Source organism: Paenibacillus sp. WC2504 (genome assembly GCF_052682475.1).
Genome location: NZ_JBQZFH010000001.1, coordinates 5,046,894 through 5,062,930 on the forward strand (window position 1 = coordinate 5,046,894; position 16,037 = coordinate 5,062,930).

21 protein-coding genes and 1 tRNA gene are annotated in these 16,037 nt (G+C 44.9%); all 22 read right to left on the reverse strand.

What is annotated here, in order from left to right:
• Window positions 1–93: 93 nt before the first annotated feature.
• Window positions 94–537, reverse strand: coding sequence for a nucleoside-diphosphate kinase (gene ndk / locus ACUN27_RS22790; RefSeq protein ID WP_315949263.1), 444 nt, complete (start codon window positions 535–537; stop codon window positions 94–96).
• Between the two features lie 173 nt (window positions 538–710).
• A complete protein-coding gene (locus tag ACUN27_RS22795; protein WP_127451378.1) occupies window positions 711–1,688 on the reverse strand; it encodes a polyprenyl synthetase family protein in 978 nt (325 codons plus the stop codon).
• Window positions 1,685–2,548 carry a menaquinone biosynthetic enzyme MqnA/MqnD family protein gene (locus ACUN27_RS22800; protein WP_315949261.1) on the reverse strand — a complete coding sequence of 288 codons (864 nt, stop codon included), beginning with the start codon at window positions 2,546–2,548 and terminating at the stop codon, window positions 1,685–1,687. The genes ACUN27_RS22795 and ACUN27_RS22800 overlap by 4 nt, the downstream gene beginning before the upstream one ends.
• Window positions 2,541–3,143, reverse strand: coding sequence for a UbiX family flavin prenyltransferase (locus ACUN27_RS22805; protein WP_315949260.1), 603 nt, complete (start codon window positions 3,141–3,143; stop codon window positions 2,541–2,543). Before ACUN27_RS22805 ends, ACUN27_RS22800 begins: the two co-directional genes overlap by 8 nt.
• Window positions 3,140–4,015, reverse strand: a complete 876-nt coding sequence (locus ACUN27_RS22810; RefSeq protein ID WP_315949259.1) for a UbiA-like polyprenyltransferase — start codon at window positions 4,013–4,015, stop codon at window positions 3,140–3,142. Before ACUN27_RS22810 ends, ACUN27_RS22805 begins: the two co-directional genes overlap by 4 nt.
• Window positions 4,016–4,022: 7 nt before the next feature.
• Window positions 4,023–4,772 carry a demethylmenaquinone methyltransferase gene (locus ACUN27_RS22815; RefSeq protein ID WP_326061866.1) on the reverse strand — a complete coding sequence of 250 codons (750 nt, stop codon included), beginning with the start codon at window positions 4,770–4,772 and terminating at the stop codon, window positions 4,023–4,025.
• Between the two features lie 19 nt (window positions 4,773–4,791).
• Window positions 4,792–5,658, reverse strand: coding sequence for a heptaprenyl diphosphate synthase component 1 (locus ACUN27_RS22820; RefSeq protein ID WP_315949258.1), 867 nt, complete (start codon window positions 5,656–5,658; stop codon window positions 4,792–4,794).
• 97 nt (window positions 5,659–5,755) lie between these two features.
• Window positions 5,756–6,289, reverse strand: a complete 534-nt coding sequence (locus ACUN27_RS22825) for a hypothetical protein (protein WP_445559631.1) — start codon at window positions 6,287–6,289, stop codon at window positions 5,756–5,758.
• A 125-nt stretch (window positions 6,290–6,414) separates the two neighbouring features.
• The gene (gene mtrB, locus ACUN27_RS22830) at window positions 6,415–6,663 is read right to left on the reverse strand and encodes a trp RNA-binding attenuation protein MtrB (RefSeq protein WP_315949256.1); all 249 of its coding nucleotides are present in this window, start codon (window positions 6,661–6,663) and stop codon (window positions 6,415–6,417) included.
• Between the two features lie 78 nt (window positions 6,664–6,741).
• The gene (locus ACUN27_RS22835; RefSeq protein WP_315950367.1) at window positions 6,742–7,659 is read right to left on the reverse strand and encodes a phosphatase PAP2 family protein; all 918 of its coding nucleotides are present in this window, start codon (window positions 7,657–7,659) and stop codon (window positions 6,742–6,744) included.
• 104 nt (window positions 7,660–7,763) lie between these two features.
• Window positions 7,764–7,837 (reverse strand) — tRNA-Pro (locus tag ACUN27_RS22840).
• Window positions 7,838–7,991: 154 nt separating this feature from the next.
• Window positions 7,992–8,264: an HU family DNA-binding protein gene (locus tag ACUN27_RS22845; RefSeq protein WP_145655310.1), complete on the reverse strand. Its 273-nt coding sequence runs from the start codon at window positions 8,262–8,264 to the stop codon at window positions 7,992–7,994.
• A gap of 247 nt (window positions 8,265–8,511) precedes the next feature.
• A complete protein-coding gene (spoIVA, locus tag ACUN27_RS22850) occupies window positions 8,512–9,990 on the reverse strand; it encodes a stage IV sporulation protein A (RefSeq protein ID WP_090821662.1) in 1,479 nt (492 codons plus the stop codon).
• A 264-nt stretch (window positions 9,991–10,254) separates the two neighbouring features.
• Complete coding sequence (locus ACUN27_RS22855) at window positions 10,255–11,004, reverse strand: hypothetical protein (protein WP_445559632.1); 750 nt, start codon at window positions 11,002–11,004, stop codon at window positions 10,255–10,257.
• A 25-nt stretch (window positions 11,005–11,029) separates the two neighbouring features.
• A complete protein-coding gene (locus tag ACUN27_RS22860; protein WP_315949254.1) occupies window positions 11,030–11,383 on the reverse strand; it encodes a 2Fe-2S iron-sulfur cluster-binding protein in 354 nt (117 codons plus the stop codon).
• Between the two features lie 35 nt (window positions 11,384–11,418).
• The gene (locus tag ACUN27_RS22865; RefSeq protein WP_445559633.1) at window positions 11,419–12,012 is read right to left on the reverse strand and encodes a nucleotidyltransferase domain-containing protein; all 594 of its coding nucleotides are present in this window, start codon (window positions 12,010–12,012) and stop codon (window positions 11,419–11,421) included.
• 18 nt (window positions 12,013–12,030) lie between these two features.
• Window positions 12,031–12,324 (reverse strand): 2Fe-2S iron-sulfur cluster-binding protein, encoded by a 294-nt coding sequence (locus tag ACUN27_RS22870; protein ID WP_315949252.1) that lies wholly within the window; start codon window positions 12,322–12,324, stop codon window positions 12,031–12,033.
• A gap of 18 nt (window positions 12,325–12,342) precedes the next feature.
• Window positions 12,343–12,522: a DUF2768 family protein gene (locus ACUN27_RS22875; RefSeq protein ID WP_127451234.1), complete on the reverse strand. Its 180-nt coding sequence runs from the start codon at window positions 12,520–12,522 to the stop codon at window positions 12,343–12,345.
• Window positions 12,523–12,624: 102 nt separating this feature from the next.
• A complete protein-coding gene (locus ACUN27_RS22880; RefSeq protein WP_127451790.1) occupies window positions 12,625–12,891 on the reverse strand; it encodes a stage VI sporulation protein F in 267 nt (88 codons plus the stop codon).
• A 93-nt stretch (window positions 12,892–12,984) separates the two neighbouring features.
• The gene (locus ACUN27_RS22885; protein WP_315949251.1) at window positions 12,985–14,028 is read right to left on the reverse strand and encodes an NAD(P)H-dependent glycerol-3-phosphate dehydrogenase; all 1,044 of its coding nucleotides are present in this window, start codon (window positions 14,026–14,028) and stop codon (window positions 12,985–12,987) included.
• Window positions 14,029–14,082: 54 nt separating this feature from the next.
• Window positions 14,083–14,691 carry a glycerol-3-phosphate 1-O-acyltransferase PlsY gene (gene plsY / locus ACUN27_RS22890; RefSeq protein WP_315949250.1) on the reverse strand — a complete coding sequence of 203 codons (609 nt, stop codon included), beginning with the start codon at window positions 14,689–14,691 and terminating at the stop codon, window positions 14,083–14,085.
• Window positions 14,692–14,705: 14 nt separating this feature from the next.
• Entirely contained in the window at window positions 14,706–16,031 is a 1,326-nt protein-coding gene (der, locus tag ACUN27_RS22895) for a ribosome biogenesis GTPase Der (RefSeq protein ID WP_315949249.1), read from the reverse strand.
• Between the last annotated feature and the right edge of the window lie 6 nt (window positions 16,032–16,037).

Below are 16,037 nucleotides of genomic sequence, written 5' to 3' on the forward strand. Positions count from 1 at the left end.
TACATTCTTTCATACGTTGCCAAATTCCTTCAAAGCACGACAAAAAAAGAACCTGCATCTGGAAAGATGTCAGGTTCTTCACGTTTCGAAATGCTAAATCCACTGCTGAATAATTTTGGTATAGTCAAGAATCTCGTCTGCTTTAAAGAAATTACCGATCTCGCGTTCAGCGCTTTCCGGTGAATCCGAGCCATGAATGAGATTGAAGTTCGTATGTACCGCATAATCGCCACGAATCGTACCAGGTGCTGCTTCCAACGAATTCGTTTTGCCGATTAATGTGCGGGATAAAGGAATAACTTGATCTCCCTGCCACACCATTGCGAAGACAGGTCCGGAGGTAATGAAATTAACGAGTCTTTCGTAGAAGTCTTTGCCTTCATGTTCAGCATAATGAAATGCGGCTTGTTCTCTCGTGACCATCGTCAATTTGCTGCCAATTAGTTGAAAGCCTTTCTGTTCAAAGCGCTTTACAATTTCTCCGATCAGGCCGCGCTGCACGCCATCCGGTTTCACCATCAAGAATGTTTTTTCCATATAACGATATCCTCCTTAGCGTTTTCTTTAGAAAACTTGCTTCATAAGCAACTACTGAGTTTTCGTTAGAAAACTGACTTCCATCGTAGGCCTGTACGCCCAAAAGGGTTAAATCTTATGTATTCCCTCTTAGTTTACACTTTCTGGCAGCTTTTCTCAAATCACAAAATCCTTTAGTACGAGCGATTGCCGATGAAATGTGCAACTTCGATTAAATCTCTTTTGGCTTGCCCGTTCGGCAGTTTATCCAAAGAAGCAATTGCCTTGTCAATGTATTTCTGTGACAGCGTATCTGCCATAGCAATACCTTCACTGTGACGGATGATATCCAAAAAAGTGCTAACATCTGTTTGTCCATCTAATTTATGTATACGGTCTAATTCAGCCAAAATAAGCGGTTTAAGGGCGGGGTCCTGCATAGCAAACAAGACAGGAATCGTAATATTGCCTTGCTTCACATCGGAACCTGGCGGCTTCCCGATCTGCTTCTCGGTCCCGATAAGATCCAGAATATCATCTCTGATTTGGAAAGCCATCCCCACGTTGTAGCCAAAACCATAAAGTTTATTGCTGATCCAATCCGGCGCATCTGCAGCCATAGCACCTAATTGACAGGAAATAGCGATAAGCAGCGCTGTTTTGCGCCTAATTCTCAATAAGTAATCGCGAATCGTTTGTTCGGAGTGAAAAAAGAAGCGAATTTGCTCCATCTCACCAATGGACATTTCTACAATCGCTTTAGACATGATCTGGTGTACCGCTGGCTTGTGAATTTGAGTGATGACGCCTAACGCCTTTGCGAATATGTAATCACCTGTATACATCGCAATCCGATTATCCCATTTGGATCGGACTGTTAATTGCCCGCGTCTTGTATTCGCATCATCAATAACATCATCGTGAACGAGCGATGCCATATGAATAAGCTCCAGCGGCACGGCCACGCGCTTCATCGTTTCCAACTGGTAGTTGCCGAACTCACCTGAAAGCAGTACAAAAACAGGACGAATTCGTTTGCCACCAGCTTTCAATAAATGATTTGACGTTTCTCTCAGCATGGCGTGATCGGAGTATACGCTTTCCTCGAGCGTTTTTTCAATAGCCGCTATATCTTTTTTCTTTCTTGAATAGATATCGATTAAATTTTTCATTCTGTCACCCGTGCCACTTTATTCTCTGACCATAAAGCGATGCTTACCGGCTTCGGCAGGAACCCAAGTTCATAACAATACTTGTAATAGGATGCAAGACCTTCCCATTGTTCCGGACCAAAATCATAACATAACGTATGAAAATAATGATGCCAATAGGAAGCCGTACCGCCAACGGAAGCTTGCGCCTCCTCGATCATTTCTTCCGGATTACTGTGTGCTTTCGCTTTACTTGCCATGAACGCATTAAACACATTGGCCACAAGCTCCGGAAACAGTTCTGCCGTCTCCCTGCGTATCGCCCATACGGCAAACGAAATCCATTGTCCTGTCCATTTCGCCCATTCTTGCCCAAGATCCGTAATCATATACGTTTTATTGCGCCAACTCTCTTTGATTGCATCATCTCCGATGAGCAGTGCTCCGTCCCCAAGCGCCATCATCTGCTCGACATCGGGAGTTGAATATTCATAAGTGGGCTTCCCTCCGTAAAATTTCTCAAGTATAATCTTGAGCAAATTTACCGATGTAGCTGAAGTTGTGGGCAGCAAAATATGCCCGTTCGCAATCTCGCGGAGCGGCTTCTCATGGAACAACAGGATGGAGTTGACTTCTCCATACGCACTTACGGAAAGGTCCGGATATAACAAATAATTCTCAAAGGACTCTCCATAAGCAAAAGAGGAGATTGGCCCCATATCAATGTCTCCGGCAGCCATCGCTTTATTCAGCGAAGTCGGAACCTGTTCAACAATATCTACCTCGGACGTGTTCATAAGTTCAGGAAAATAATAATAAATCGGCCAAACGTTGGTATAATTGATACGGCCAATACGAATTTTCGGGTCAGAGCTACTCATGGTTATCACCCCATCTTCGGTACAAGGAATGCTCAATTTCCATGCTGTCCAGCACCTTGCCTACCAGAAAATCGACCATCTCCTCTATGGAGCTCGGACGATGATAAAAGGCTGGCATAGCTGGAATCATACGTACACCCATTCTAGACAAGGTCAGCATATTTTCCAAATGTATGGCATGCAATGGCGTTTCCCTTGGGACCAGAATTAATTTTCTTCCTTCTTTCAGCATCACATCTGCTGTCCGTTCTAACAAATTATCGGATGAGCCATGCGCAATGCCGGATAACGTGCCCATCGAGCAAGGGATGACAACCATCCCCTTTGTCCGAAAGGATCCGCTGGCAACAGTTGCTCCAATATCTGCAATCGGATGGTGCTCGAATGAGCCTGCACGGCCGCCAAAATGCTCTTGCAGCATTTCTTTGCGTTTGCTTGCCTGCCAGCCCATCTCATCATGCAGCACTCGCCAGCCAGCCTCTGTGACAATCAAATGCACATCCAAGCCTTGATCCAGCATGACCTGACACAACCGAACGCCATAAACAGCTCCGCTTGCCCCAGTAATCCCTACCACCCAATTGCCGCCGCTCATAAGTACTCTCTCACAAGCACATCAAGCAGTGTAAATGCAAACATCACAAGGCTAAGCACACCGTTCATTGTAAAAAAGGCTGTATTAAGTTTAGATAAATCCTGTGGCGAAACAAGTCTGTGTTCTTTGTACAAAATAAAATAAGCAATTACGAGTCCTACTAGATAAAACCAGCTCAAATGTGTAATGAAGAATAAGGTAACAAGGCCAACCGCTGTCAGTACGTGCAAGATACGAGCTGTATTCAATGCTGCCTTGATGCCAAAGCGGCTAGGCAAGGAATGAAGTCCTTCGTTACGGTCAAATTCAGCATCCTGACAAGCATAGATGAGATCAAATCCAGCGCTCCAGCAAACGACCGTCAAATAAAATACAATGGACGCCCATGTGAATTGGCCCGTTACGGCAATCCAGCCGCCAAGTGGGGCCAAGCCTAAAGTCAAACCGAGCACAAAGTGGCAGGTCCAAGTAAATCTTTTGGTATAAGAGTAAAAGACAAGAAAAAACACTGCGATAGGCAGCAGTTTCATCGATAACGAACTTAGATTGGATGTTGCCCAGAAAAGCAAAGCAAATGAAATAATAATATAAATAATAACTTGCGGAATGGATATTAATCCTGCGGGTATTGCGCGATTCTCCGTGCGCGGATTTTTCTTATCAATCGCTTTATCAATCACACGATTTAAGGCCATGGCAGCGGTTCTAGCTCCCACCATCGCTAGTGTGATCCAGCCAATTTGAGCCCAACTCGGCAAATGTCCATTTAATACTACGGAACCCAGAATCGCTCCCATGAAAGCAAAAGGCAGTGCAAAGACACTGTGTTCGAATTTAATCATTTCCAGAAAGATTTTTAGTTTAGTAAACATATGCGCATTACTCTCCTGATTTCGTATTCCCCTTGGTGCCAATATGCAAGGCCGCAACCCCGCCTGTTAGCGGGTAAGCCTGTACACTCTTTAATCCTAGGTTTGTAAATATGGCTGCTAATTGTTTGTGGTCGGGAAAATGAATTAATGATTCCGGCAGCCATTTGTACTGCTCATATTTCTGAGCAATCATCTTACCTAAGAAAGGCAGGACGCGTTGGAAATAAAAATAATAGATGGACTTGAACGGCTGCCATGTCGGTTTGGACAATTCCAGAGACACAACTAGTCCTCCTGGCTTAACGACACGCTGCATTTCACGAATGACTTGCTCCAAATCAGGTACATTACGGAGGGCAAATCCGATCGTTGCATAATCAAACGTGTTATCGTCAAAGGGAAGACTCATCGCATTGCCTTGAATTAACTGGATCTGCTTGTCCAAGTGAAGCTGCTTAATTTTATCTGCACCATAATCCAGCATATTTTGGCTGAAATCAAGCCCCACCATTTTGCCGGTGCCGCTTGCTTTGGCTAGTGAGATGGTCCAATCACAAGTCCCGCAGCATAAATCAATGGCTGTTTCACCAGGCTGAACATTCATCTTCTTCATTGTAAATTTGCGCCATGCTTTGTGCCTGTTGAAGCTTAAAATATTGTTCATTAAATCATACTTTGGCGCAATGCTCTCGAAGACCGAGTGGACGAACTCTTCTTTGGTTTTCGAGTTTTTAACGGGTGTCTTTGATTTTGTCATATTCATCTGTCAGGTCACCTCAAATTTCTTCCAGTACTTTGGGCTGCTTGGCTAAAAAACGCAGGAACGGCTCGCCTATGTGAAACAGTTCACTTATTAGTTTGTCCGATTCAAGCTGCTTCACTTTAGCTTGTAGCAGCTTCGTCTGAGAATCCAGCATTTGATACAATTGCGAAGGGATATGATATTTGTGCATCAGGGTACGGACTTTGACTTGATCCGACTCCTCGGTTTGAAGCTGCTTCCGCTCATCCTTCGTACCATGCTGCAAAATGTGCCAGAATCCCCAGCTGTTCTTGAAATCTGCAGCAGACTCCAGTCGGAATATTTCTTCGAAGAGCACTTCACATTTCGTATAACTTCTCAAAATCTCCGGCCAAGCTTGGTCATACACCTCAGACATGAACTCCGAGAATGACAAAAAAAGCTGAGATTTAATCTCCACCGTTTGGTGAATGTAATCTTCTGCCGATAATTTCAGTTGCTTCATTTTCATGTACGTATTCATCTTTAACCTGTTGACATCACAAATGGCATTCGACAATTGCTTAATCATGTCAATTTGGCCGGCACCGGCAAGGAGATGATAGAAGCGAGAACTGAAATAATCTCCAGCAAGAACTTTAAGCTGTCTGGATCTTGCCGCTTTTTTCTCTTTAATGTCATTTGAAGCCGTAACCAATTCATGTGTGTCGAGCGCAAGCTGCACAAGCGATGTTGCTAACGTGTACAACTCACTGGAGGAGCTCAATTTACTATTTCCGTTCAAGAATGCAAACAACAGACGGGTGCGCAGCTCCGGGAAATCGGGCAAGTCTGTGTGAATTTGGATCATATCATACTCCGTGTACTGCTTAGCGATCTCTGGGATCCGATAAGAATTCATGCAAAAGCCTCCGTAACCGTGTGCCAAATCTCATTAAGGTTGGTCAAGTTTCAATTCAAATCATTATATCATAACACGTAAAGAGAAGCACAATTAATTATAAAGGATATCTTTGCTGCCATTTGGAGGTGTACGTAATCCGAAACCGATTCTGCAGCTCCTGTTCAAGTTGAATAAGGCTGAGCTCATTTGCGCCCTTCTCCATATCCTTCCCAGATTCACGCTCGGCAACCATGGCAAGTACAAGCTGCGTTGACGCGCTATCAGACGTGTTGGAGTAATCAATCACCCGAACCCAGACTTGGTTCACATTTTTGGTTTTCAACAGCATGGTCTGAGCGATCGTGTATAAATCTCGGTAAACGGCTGCCGAGTCCGCATTTTTAGGCAAACTCAAATCAAGCGACATGCGGGCGTTGGTCAACTCGACTTTGCGAATTCGCATTTGCAGAGGCACTTGAACGAGTAAATCCGGTAAATTATTGTCGGTCACTTGCCCGATTCGGTTGCTTGGCCAGCGGTAAGGTGAGCTTAATCCCATTGAGCTATCCATTTTGGGCAGTAAAGATAAACAAACGACTATGACAATAGATACCGCTAACGTCATCACGATGCGCATCGACCATCTCATATCATATTGCACCTCCTGGCTATTCAGCAAGAGCAAATCGGACTATAACGTTGCTTCTGTTACAAGCTCTATACACCATTGTACAAAGAAAAAAAGCAGGCTATGCCTGCTTTATCAATAATAAATTATTCTTCGGTATCTACAGTGCCGTATTTCGTAATGATAAGCGCTTTACCTCTGACTTTAACTGCGGAGGTGTGCTCTGTAAACTGGGCAATCATAACCTCGCCCTTGTCCAATTTCTCCGTATGATGAAAGCGTGTGTCCTGACCGCGTGTTAGTCCAATGACATGAACGCCATTATCTTTGGCTTTGATAACGAAATATTCATTGCCGTTCGTATTCGATGGGTTCATTTTGTTCGTATCGTCCATTCTCATCCTCCGTTCTTGCCTTCACTTCATATATCCTTACCTAATGATGCCAAAAAAAGCATCCCGAAGTCAACTAACCTAAATTGAAACTTCATTTGAACTCGTTTGTAGGCCATTGCCGTAATATTTTTTGAATCTGGCTGGCAGTACGCGAGTAGAGCCCAATCGAATAAGGAAATCCGATAGCTTGACCGTCCCATAAGCGAATAGCATGCCGGCAAATACATCAATTAACCAATGGATTTGCAGATACAGGGTTGAGAAGATGATCGCAGCGCAGTAAGTCACCATCATCGTTTTGAAAATACGATCTTTTTCTCGTAGGGCCAGAAGAAGCATAGCAAAGGAGATAGACGTGTGCATACTCGGAAAACAGTTCATCACGGCTACAAGCAATGAGTTCTGATCCGCAAATACACGATTTAATAAATCCGGCTGCTTGTTCACATACCACACTTCATGCAGCAAAATAAGGTTGTAGAATGGCAAAATGAGCGGAAACTGCAGCATGTGACCGGATAATGCGTACGATAACATTTTCTTGATACTGCGTGTCCAAAAGCTTCTCACAATGCAGATCCATAGGGATAAAACGAAGCCATAATTATAAATCCAAACCATGGCTTTATCCAGTGAAGGAGTGGCAATCCACCTCGCCCATCCACCCGTGTTCAGAGGAATCGCATTCATATATTCATCCCAGTGCCAGGGATGGCGGTTATTTTCAAACATCCAGTTGGCGATTTTCCACCAAAATCCGTTGCCGGACCCGTAGAAATAATAAAATATGCCAAGCAGCGGTATACCGAAAAGAAAAAACCGCTTCCAATCCACATCAATCTGATCTTTGCGAACACCTAGCAAGCAAACCAACAGCAAAATCCAACATTCTTTACTCCAGTTGCCAACCACGCCAATTCGCCAAACTAAGTAAATCGATGCAATAATACCGAACATTGTCCAATCTTGGGACTTTACTAACTCGTTCAGTTTCACCTTATTCAAGACTGTTCCCCCTAAATCATCTAAGAAGTGCTTATCAATCGGAACAAGCCTCTGCAAGAGAAAAAGACATCGGACTTTCGATGTCTTTTTCATAATCGGAGTAACACGATTCGAACGTGCGACCTCACCCACCCCAAGGGTGCGCGCTACCAGGCTGCGCCATACCCCGTCTGTATCCCCAAGCTACTTATTCACTTTGTAATTATAGTAGGAGATTTTCGAATTGTAAAGGCATTTTCTGCCTATAAATGAATAAAACCGTGACAGCAAAATGCGGCCACGGCTTTGTTGTTATATAACGTTCAATAGTATGTAAAACGCAATTATTGAATGCCATCTTTAAGTGCTTTACCAGGTTTGAAAGCTGGAATTTTGCTTGCTGGGATTTCGATTTCATCACCAGTCTGTGGATTACGTCCTTTACGAGCGGAACGTTCACGAACTTCAAAGTTACCAAACCCAACTAATTGTACTTTATCCCCGCCTTGCAGCGCTTCGGAAATTGCTTCAAAAACAGCATCAACTGCTTTCGTCGCATCTTTCTTGGAAAGCTCAGAGGTTTCAGCAACCTTGTTAATCAATTCAGATTTATTCATGCCATTCACCTCCCCCCAAGATTTCTTACTTCCGTTACTTCCTGTTTTCACCGTTTCGTCAGAAAATATACATGAATCCATGAAAAAACGTTGATTTTCTTAGTAAAAATGAACATCGAAAGCAGACGAATAAATTCATAGTAATATACTACGACATCAATTTCAAGTATCGTTTTCCATTTTATGTGGGTATTTTTGCTATAAAACGACAAAAAACACTCTCGCGAGTGTTTTTTTGTCTACTTTCTTACAAAATTATGGCAATTAAACCGCCAGATCCCTCGTTGATAATACGTCCAAGTGTTTCTTGCAACTTGTAGCGCGCATTATCCGGCATTTGAGCAAGTTTCCCTTGAATGCCTTCACGCACAATCGAATGCAAGGATCTTCCGAAAATATCGGATTCCCAAATTTTGAGCGGATTATCTTCAAAATCCTGCATCAAATAGCGGACAAGCTCTTCACTTTGCTTCTCGGTTCCAATAATCGGAGAGAATTCAGACTCGACATCCACCCGAATCATATGAATCGACGGAGCGGTTGCCCGTAAACGGACACCGAATCTAGAGCCTTGACGGATCAATTCCGGCTCATCCAGCGCCATTTCTGCGAGTGTTGGAGGTGCGATGCCGTAACCGGTTGTTTTGACCATTTCCAGCGCCTCTGCGAATTGATCATACTCTCGTTTGGCGTGTGTGAAGTCCTGCATCAATTGCAGAAGGTGATCTTTTCCGCGAATTTCAACGCCGACCACTTCCACCAAGATCCGATCATAGAGTTCATCTGGCGCAAAGAGATCAATCTCGGCCACGCCCTGACCCATATTGAGTCCGGCAAGTGCCGCTTTGTCAATAAACTCGTATTCAGCAAACTGGCTGACGACACGATCCACGTCGCGCAAGCGTCTAATATCTTGAACCGTATCACGTACGGAATTTTCGAATTGAGTACGCAGCCAATGATTCTCGTCTAGAACCATGACCCAGCTTGGCAAATTCACATTCACTTCATGAACAGGGAACTCGTAGAGCACTTCACGCAGGACAGAAACCATTTCCTCTTCGCCTGCACTAGCAACGCTCATTGTCACAACTGGCACATCATAGCGGCTTTGCAGCTCGCTGCGCAGCTCAAGCGCCGGTTCGCTGTTTGGCTTCTGAGAGTTGATAATGACGATGAAAGGTTTGCCCACTTCCTTCAGCTCATTAATCACTCTTTCTTCGGCCAGCACGTAGGATGACCGTGGGATATCCGAAATCGTGCCATCGGTTGTCACCACAACACCTAGTGTTGAATGCTCCTGAATTACTTTGCGAGTTCCGATTTCAGCCGCTTCCTGGAATGGAATTGGTTCATCGAACCATGGCGTATTAATCATGCGTGGACCGTTTTCGTCTTCATAGCCTTTGGCGCCATCAACCGCATAACCTACACAATCAACAAGGCGCACATTCACATTCAGCCCTTCGGCCACAGAAATTTGGACCGCCGTATTCGGCACGAACTTTGGCTCCGTTGTCATAATCGTGCGGCCAGCAGCGCTCTGCGGGAGTTCATCGGTAGCCCGGATCCTATCCGCTTCGCTTTGAATGTTCGGAAGCACTACAGATTCCACAAAACGCTTAATAAAGGTTGATTTGCCTGTACGGACTGCTCCAACAACCCCCAGGTAAATGTCCCCTCCCGTTCGTTCTGCAATGTCCTTAAAGATATCCACTTTCTCCAAGAGAATCCCTCCTACAGTTTGGTCGTCAACTGACTTTGAGACGTTAACAATTGACTACTCGTACATTCATTTGGACTAGTAAGAAATATATGTACTTTCGATAGAAATATGATAGATGTTACTTATCTTTTTTTACCGCTCATATTTTATGAAGCACATATAGGGCTTTCCTCACCACATTGAAAGAATATATGATTACATCGACGGCGATATTCTGAAAAATGAAAAAAACCTCTTACAGAATGCTGTAAGAGGAATCAATACTTATGGCGTCACTTGGGGAAATGGCTGATTATTCTGCCAATGATATGGAAAACTGCGAATCGGCACGAAGTAAGATTTGTTCACGAGAATCTCTCGTAAATCTTGATCCGGTTTCAGGGAACTGGCTAAACCCTGATCTTGAATGAACTTCATCATATCCATCGCATAATCGATAGCAACCTCGCCCGTTTGCTTATTCACCAAATAGGTTACGAGGTTCTGGCGGTTGTAAACCGACTTGATTTCAGGGGCTTTCATCCCCAAATTATTGAAATCCACATACTCGAACGCTTCATTGATAGCAATTCCAGCAGGCAATTTCCCATCATGACTTGCTTTATAATCATTTATTTTCTTCTGGACATCTTCCACGCTTTGATAAGCCGATAGATCCATCAACTTCACTGTCGGTTTCGTTTCCGCATCGACGAGCACGTAGATGAAAATACCACCGCTTTCAAAAGCGTTCGCCGGTACGGTGCTTAAATAGTTTGACTTTTTCAACTTTGCAAAATCAATGACATATTTCTCATAGAGCGGTGTAGTCATATCGCTATTTTTTATAGGCAGAACACCGGTTTTCTCATGGAAAAGATCAACGGCTTGCTGAACAACGGTAATAAACTCCGCAGGGTTAATTTGATTCTCCTTGCGCAGTTCTTTCGGATAAGCACAACCGCTTAACAGCAGAACCATACTAAGAATCATGCCTATCCATCTGCCATATCCAACACCTCGAGCTATTTTCACGCATCCATCATCCTATCTCTGTTCTCTAAAATAAATCATCATCTTCGGCTTGTCTGGCAAGCTGAGCACGAATTGCAGCCTTTAGAGGGTCCTCTGGGATCGTCACCTGCACAGGGCCAACCACACGAGCTTGGCAGGCTAGGCGGTAACCTTCCTCCGCTTGTGAGCCAAGTTTCAGCCGTTCATTCACATTCATCGGGGCAAGCCCCTTGCTGCTAGCGTCATTCACCTGCACTTTGCACATCAGACAAGCAGCTTTGCCTCCACAGCGTGTGCGTATATGAACCTTAGCCTTCCGTCCGGCATCCAGTAAAGTCGTGCCTGTCCGAACACTGATCTTCTTATCATCTGGCCAGAAATGCACTTCAAATCCACTCATCAGGTCCACCTACTTATCTGTCAACTTCCTAAATCTCAGCGCGAATCTATTAATTCCTCAAGCTTGTGTTCAAACGCTAGTCCCCAACTATTTCTTTGCAGTAACGCATTTAATGCCGGCATGTGCAGCTCTGGAGCAGCCATCATCGTTTTATAGATAGCTTCGTAACGATCAGGCCGATTTCGCAATAGATTAAAGAGAAGCTCATGAGCTAACGGCATTACCTTCACTTCTTGGCTGCCGATCACTGCTGTATGGCTATGGTCCTCCCATAGGAATGCAGCCTCCACTTGATAGGAGGAATCAAATGCTTGGACTTTGAAATCCCCTACCACTTCAACCGTATCTCCATGAATTTGATAATGGCTTAGGATCGAGGCATATATGTTTGTTTGACTATACACAGGTGTATCAACTGAATAATCTTGAAGAGAAGAATGAATGGCGGATACATCGTTCTTATCCACATAAATATCCAGATCTCTTGGACTTCTTCCAATATCTACGTTTTGCATAAGCAGTCCGCAGCTGCCACCGATGAGCCATCGTACGCTAGGGGCTTGCAATAATTGTGTATGGATGGTCGTAATCGTTGGTACTAACGGTTCCAGCAGGACCAAGATGCCCACACCTTTCAGGCAGATATTTTAAAAATATGGCTTATGTGTAACGGAAATGACGCCTGTTTGTTTAATCATGCATTGGCAGGCAAGTCGATAGCCCTGCTCGATTTCTTCCGGCTCCAGGCGATTCTCTTCCGCATCGGAAGGTTGTGAAAGCAGTTCACGTCCAGCAGCTACGTAACAGCGGCATCTGGCACATGTGCCTCGGGTACACGAGAACCCCCATTCCACGTCGTTTTTGAGCGCATGATCCAAGATACTTAACCCAATTTCCGGCTCCATCGTTTTTTGCGCTTTGCGCGTTTTTAATTCCAGCATGTATGTATCGCCTCCAAGTTAGAACAATGATAGCAGCATATAGAGTAAAATGGGAATGAATAAAATAAAGGCAACCGTCGATAGAACGACACGAACCCACCCTTGGGTACGCGTTCTTGCGTACGAAATCAGTAATGATGCGACAACCATGAGTCCAATGGCTACAAAAGACGCCCACATTTTGTCCAAACTTGACATATAATTTTACCCCTTATGTATAATCTTTAAAATTATCAACAGTAAGTATAGCATAGGATGAGAAAAAAAGCATAAAGGGCAGCAAGCTCCCCTTCATGCTTTTTATTTTTTGCCCATCATCATGTTCATAAGCTGCTGCATGTTGTTGCTATCGAGCTTAGAGCTTTTCACTGCCTGAATGATGTCATTGATCGTCTCTTCGGATACTTTCACATTAACAAGACCAGAGACTTGCTTGATCAACTGACGCAGTTGAGTCTCACTCTGAAGAGTTGAAGGTTTCACACCACTCGCAATTCTCTCGATATCTTTAGGTGAAACGGATTTCCCCGTTTTCTTCTTCACCACATTCAATACGTCTTTAGACATATCTTTGTTTGCCAAATGTGCCGCCTCCCTATACCTGATAAGAACTAAATACTTATACGGTATAGTATGAGTGCGGGAAGAATGTGGTGTAGGCTACTTCAATACATTTGTAATGGCATCCGTAGCCACTTCTTCGATCTCATGCGTTCTGACACGACCCATAAGATCCTGAGCGGCTAACTGCGGAGACTTCCCATCGAAAAGCACCTTGTACAACTCATCTGTAATAGGCATTGTCACATCATATCTGCGGGACAATTCATAAGCAGCTTTCGTTGTTTTCACGCCTTCCACGACCATTCCCATCTCTTGCAGGACTGCATCTAGAGGCATGCCTTTAGCTAATTTATTTCCAGCGCGCCAATTCCGGCTGTGTTGACTCGTACAAGTCACAATCAAATCACCGATTCCAGCTAATCCGGCAAAAGTCAGAGGGTTAGCGCCCATCGTTGTACCTAAGCGAGCGATTTCGGCCAATCCTCTGGTCATCAGCGCAGCTTTGGCATTATCACCAAAGCCCAAGCCATCTGTCAGCCCTGCACCCAGGGCGATGATGTTTTTGAGCGCTCCGCCGACTTCAACGCCTGCAACATCGGGATTCGTATAGACACGGAAATACGAGTTAATCAATAAATCCTGCGCGGCTTCAGCCGCTTCCAGATCTTGTGCCGCGACAACCACGGTGGTCGGGCACTTCCGTATGACTTCTTCTGCGTGACTAGGGCCGGAAAGCACCACAAGCCGATTCGGATTGATTTCAGGCAGTTCATCTGCCAATACCTCGGTCATCCGCTTGAGGGATCCCGTTTCAAATCCTTTGGTTGCATGAATCAGCAAAGCATCCTTTTTCAAAAAGGGACGCACGTTAGATGCAACTTCACGCATGCCGGACGAAGGAACGACCATAATAATCGCATCTGCTCCTTCTACCGCCTCCTGCAGCGAATTCGTCGCTACGATTAGCGGTGATAACTCCACATCTTGGAGAAAACGGCTATTCCGGTGTTGTTCGTTGATCTCATGCACTTGCTCCTCATTACGAGACCATAACAGCACTTGATGCCCATTATCCGCCAGTACCGTGGCAAGAGCCGTTCCCCAGCTGCCTGCTACAAGAACCGATACTTTGTTTGACATGGTTACCCCTCCTAAACGTTATGCATTGGAATAATTGGGTGATGTATGCAAAGACTATGCTCTTTTCTGGCCCAGTTTATTCTCTTTGCCCTGAACGAGCTTCACAATATTGGTACGATGGCGCATAAAGGCAAACGCGCACAGCAGAATACTAATCCACAGAACCGGTAGTGGTCGATCCATTCCCCAAATAAGAAAAGGTAAGAGTGCAGTTAGAATCAGGGAACCTAACGAGACGAAACGGGTTATAGCAATAATGACGATAGCCGTTAAACCTGCAATTAACGTAGGAATGAAGCAAAGCGTGGCCATTACGCCGATTGTCGTGGCAATCCCTTTGCCGCCGCGGAACCCGTAATACACCGGCCAGTTATGCCCAATGATGGCAGCAAGTCCGCACAATACGCGAACCCACATATCGTCCGGTCCGGGGGCTGCCCAGATGCCAAGGCAAACGGCAGCAACCCCCTTCAAACCGTCCAAGATCAATACCATGATTGCCGGACCCTTGCCCAATACGCGAAGTGTGTTGGTTGCGCCAGCATTACCGCTTCCATGCTTGCGGATATCGATGCCTTTAAACCATTTTCCAAATAAATAACTAAAGCTGATAGCCCCTAATAAATAACCTGCTACGATTGTTATTATGGAAATTAAAAGCAAGCTGCAACATCTCCTTATTCTTTGTCCGAAGTCTTTCTACGGCTTAAGATACGTATCGGCGTCCCTTCGAAACCAAAGGCTGCACGAATTTTGTTATCCAAATACCGTTCATATGAAAAGTGCATGAGCTCAGGCTCATTCACGAAGAGCACAAAGACAGGAGGCTTAACGGCAACTTGAGTAACATAGTTAATCCGCAGGCGCTTGCCTTTATCCGTTGGAGGCGGATTATAGGCAACGGCATCGGAAACGACATCATTCAACAAATGCGTTTGAACACGCAGAGCATGATTTTCCGCCACTTGAACAACAACCGGCAACAGCTTGTGTAAGCGTTGTGTTGTTTTTGCCGATACAAAGACAATCGGAGCATAACTCAAGAACAAGAAATGATCGCGAATAGTTTGTGTAAAATGCTGCATGGTTTTATCGTCTTTTTCAACGATATCCCATTTATTTACGACAATGATAATCGCTTTTCCTGCTTCATGCGCATATCCAGCGATGTGCTTGTCCTGATCAATGATGCCTTCTTGGCCATCAATAACAACGAGCACAACATCTGCGCGTTCGATCGCTTTCATTGCGCGCATGACGCTATATTTCTCCGTGTTCTCGTAAACCTTGCCTCTTTTGCGCATACCAGCGGTATCAATAATAACAAACTTCTGGTTATCCCGTTCAAATGGCGTATCGATGGCATCGCGTGTCGTGCCGGCAACATCACTGACAATAACGCGTTCTTCACCGAGAATGGCATTCGTCATGGACGACTTACCAACGTTCGGACGACCAATCAGTGCAAATTTAATAACTTCGTCCCCATACTCGTCATCCTTTTTATCAGGGAAAAGACCGCAGACAACTTCGAGCAGGTCACCGATTCCGATCCCGTGAGAACCTGAGATCCCTATCGGATCGCCAAATCCCAAAGCATAGAATTCGTAGATATCATCTTGGCGCGCGAGGTTATCCACTTTGTTCACGGCAAGGACAACCGGTTTCTTGGAACGGAACAGCAGTTGAGCTACTTCTTCATCCGATGGGGTTACCCCCGCTTTCGCATCTACCATGAACACAATAACATCCGCTTCTTCAATCGCAAGCTCAGCCTGCACACGAACAGATTTGAGGATCGCATCCTCGCCATCAATTTCAATACCGCCTGTATCAATCACGCTGAATGACGTATTCAGCCATTCACCCACACCATAGAGTCGATCACGTGTTACACCCGGTTTATCTTCCACAATCGCAAGACGATCGCCTACGATCCGATTGAAAATGGTGGATTTTCCGACATTCGGTCGGCCGACAATTGCAAGTACTGGTCTAGCCAATTCTCA

What these genes read in the sequence shown, in the direction of transcription:
- ACUN27_RS22880 (WP_127451790.1), bottom strand. Translation starts at nt 12,891, where the DNA reads ATGTCTAAAGACGTATTGAATGTGGTGAAGAAGAAAACGGGGAAATCC.
- ACUN27_RS22845 (WP_145655310.1), bottom strand. Translation starts at nt 8,264, where the DNA reads ATGAATAAATCTGAATTGATTAACAAGGTTGCTGAAACCTCTGAGCTT.
- ACUN27_RS22800 (WP_315949261.1), bottom strand. Translation starts at nt 2,548, where the DNA reads ATGAGTAGCTCTGACCCGAAAATTCGTATTGGCCGTATCAATTATACC.
- ACUN27_RS22870 (WP_315949252.1), bottom strand. Translation starts at nt 12,324, where the DNA reads ATGCTGGAATTAAAAACGCGCAAAGCGCAAAAAACGATGGAGCCGGAA.
- ACUN27_RS22885 (WP_315949251.1), bottom strand. Translation starts at nt 14,028, where the DNA reads ATGTCAAACAAAGTATCGGTTCTTGTAGCAGGCAGCTGGGGAACGGCT.
- ACUN27_RS22860 (WP_315949254.1), bottom strand. Translation starts at nt 11,383, where the DNA reads ATGAGTGGATTTGAAGTGCATTTCTGGCCAGATGATAAGAAGATCAGT.
- ACUN27_RS22820 (WP_315949258.1), bottom strand. Translation starts at nt 5,658, where the DNA reads ATGAATTCTTATCGGATCCCAGAGATCGCTAAGCAGTACACGGAGTAT.
- ndk (WP_315949263.1), bottom strand. Translation starts at nt 537, where the DNA reads ATGGAAAAAACATTCTTGATGGTGAAACCGGATGGCGTGCAGCGCGGC.
- ACUN27_RS22805 (WP_315949260.1), bottom strand. Translation starts at nt 3,143, where the DNA reads ATGAGCGGCGGCAATTGGGTGGTAGGGATTACTGGGGCAAGCGGAGCT.
- ACUN27_RS22825 (WP_445559631.1), bottom strand. Translation starts at nt 6,289, where the DNA reads ATGAGATGGTCGATGCGCATCGTGATGACGTTAGCGGTATCTATTGTC.
- ACUN27_RS22795 (WP_127451378.1), bottom strand. Translation starts at nt 1,688, where the DNA reads ATGAAAAATTTAATCGATATCTATTCAAGAAAGAAAAAAGATATAGCG.
- ACUN27_RS22875 (WP_127451234.1), bottom strand. Translation starts at nt 12,522, where the DNA reads ATGTCAAGTTTGGACAAAATGTGGGCGTCTTTTGTAGCCATTGGACTC.
- mtrB (WP_315949256.1), bottom strand. Translation starts at nt 6,663, where the DNA reads ATGGACGATACGAACAAAATGAACCCATCGAATACGAACGGCAATGAA.
- ACUN27_RS22815 (WP_326061866.1), bottom strand. Translation starts at nt 4,772, where the DNA reads ATGACAAAATCAAAGACACCCGTTAAAAACTCGAAAACCAAAGAAGAG.
- ACUN27_RS22810 (WP_315949259.1), bottom strand. Translation starts at nt 4,015, where the DNA reads ATGTTTACTAAACTAAAAATCTTTCTGGAAATGATTAAATTCGAACAC.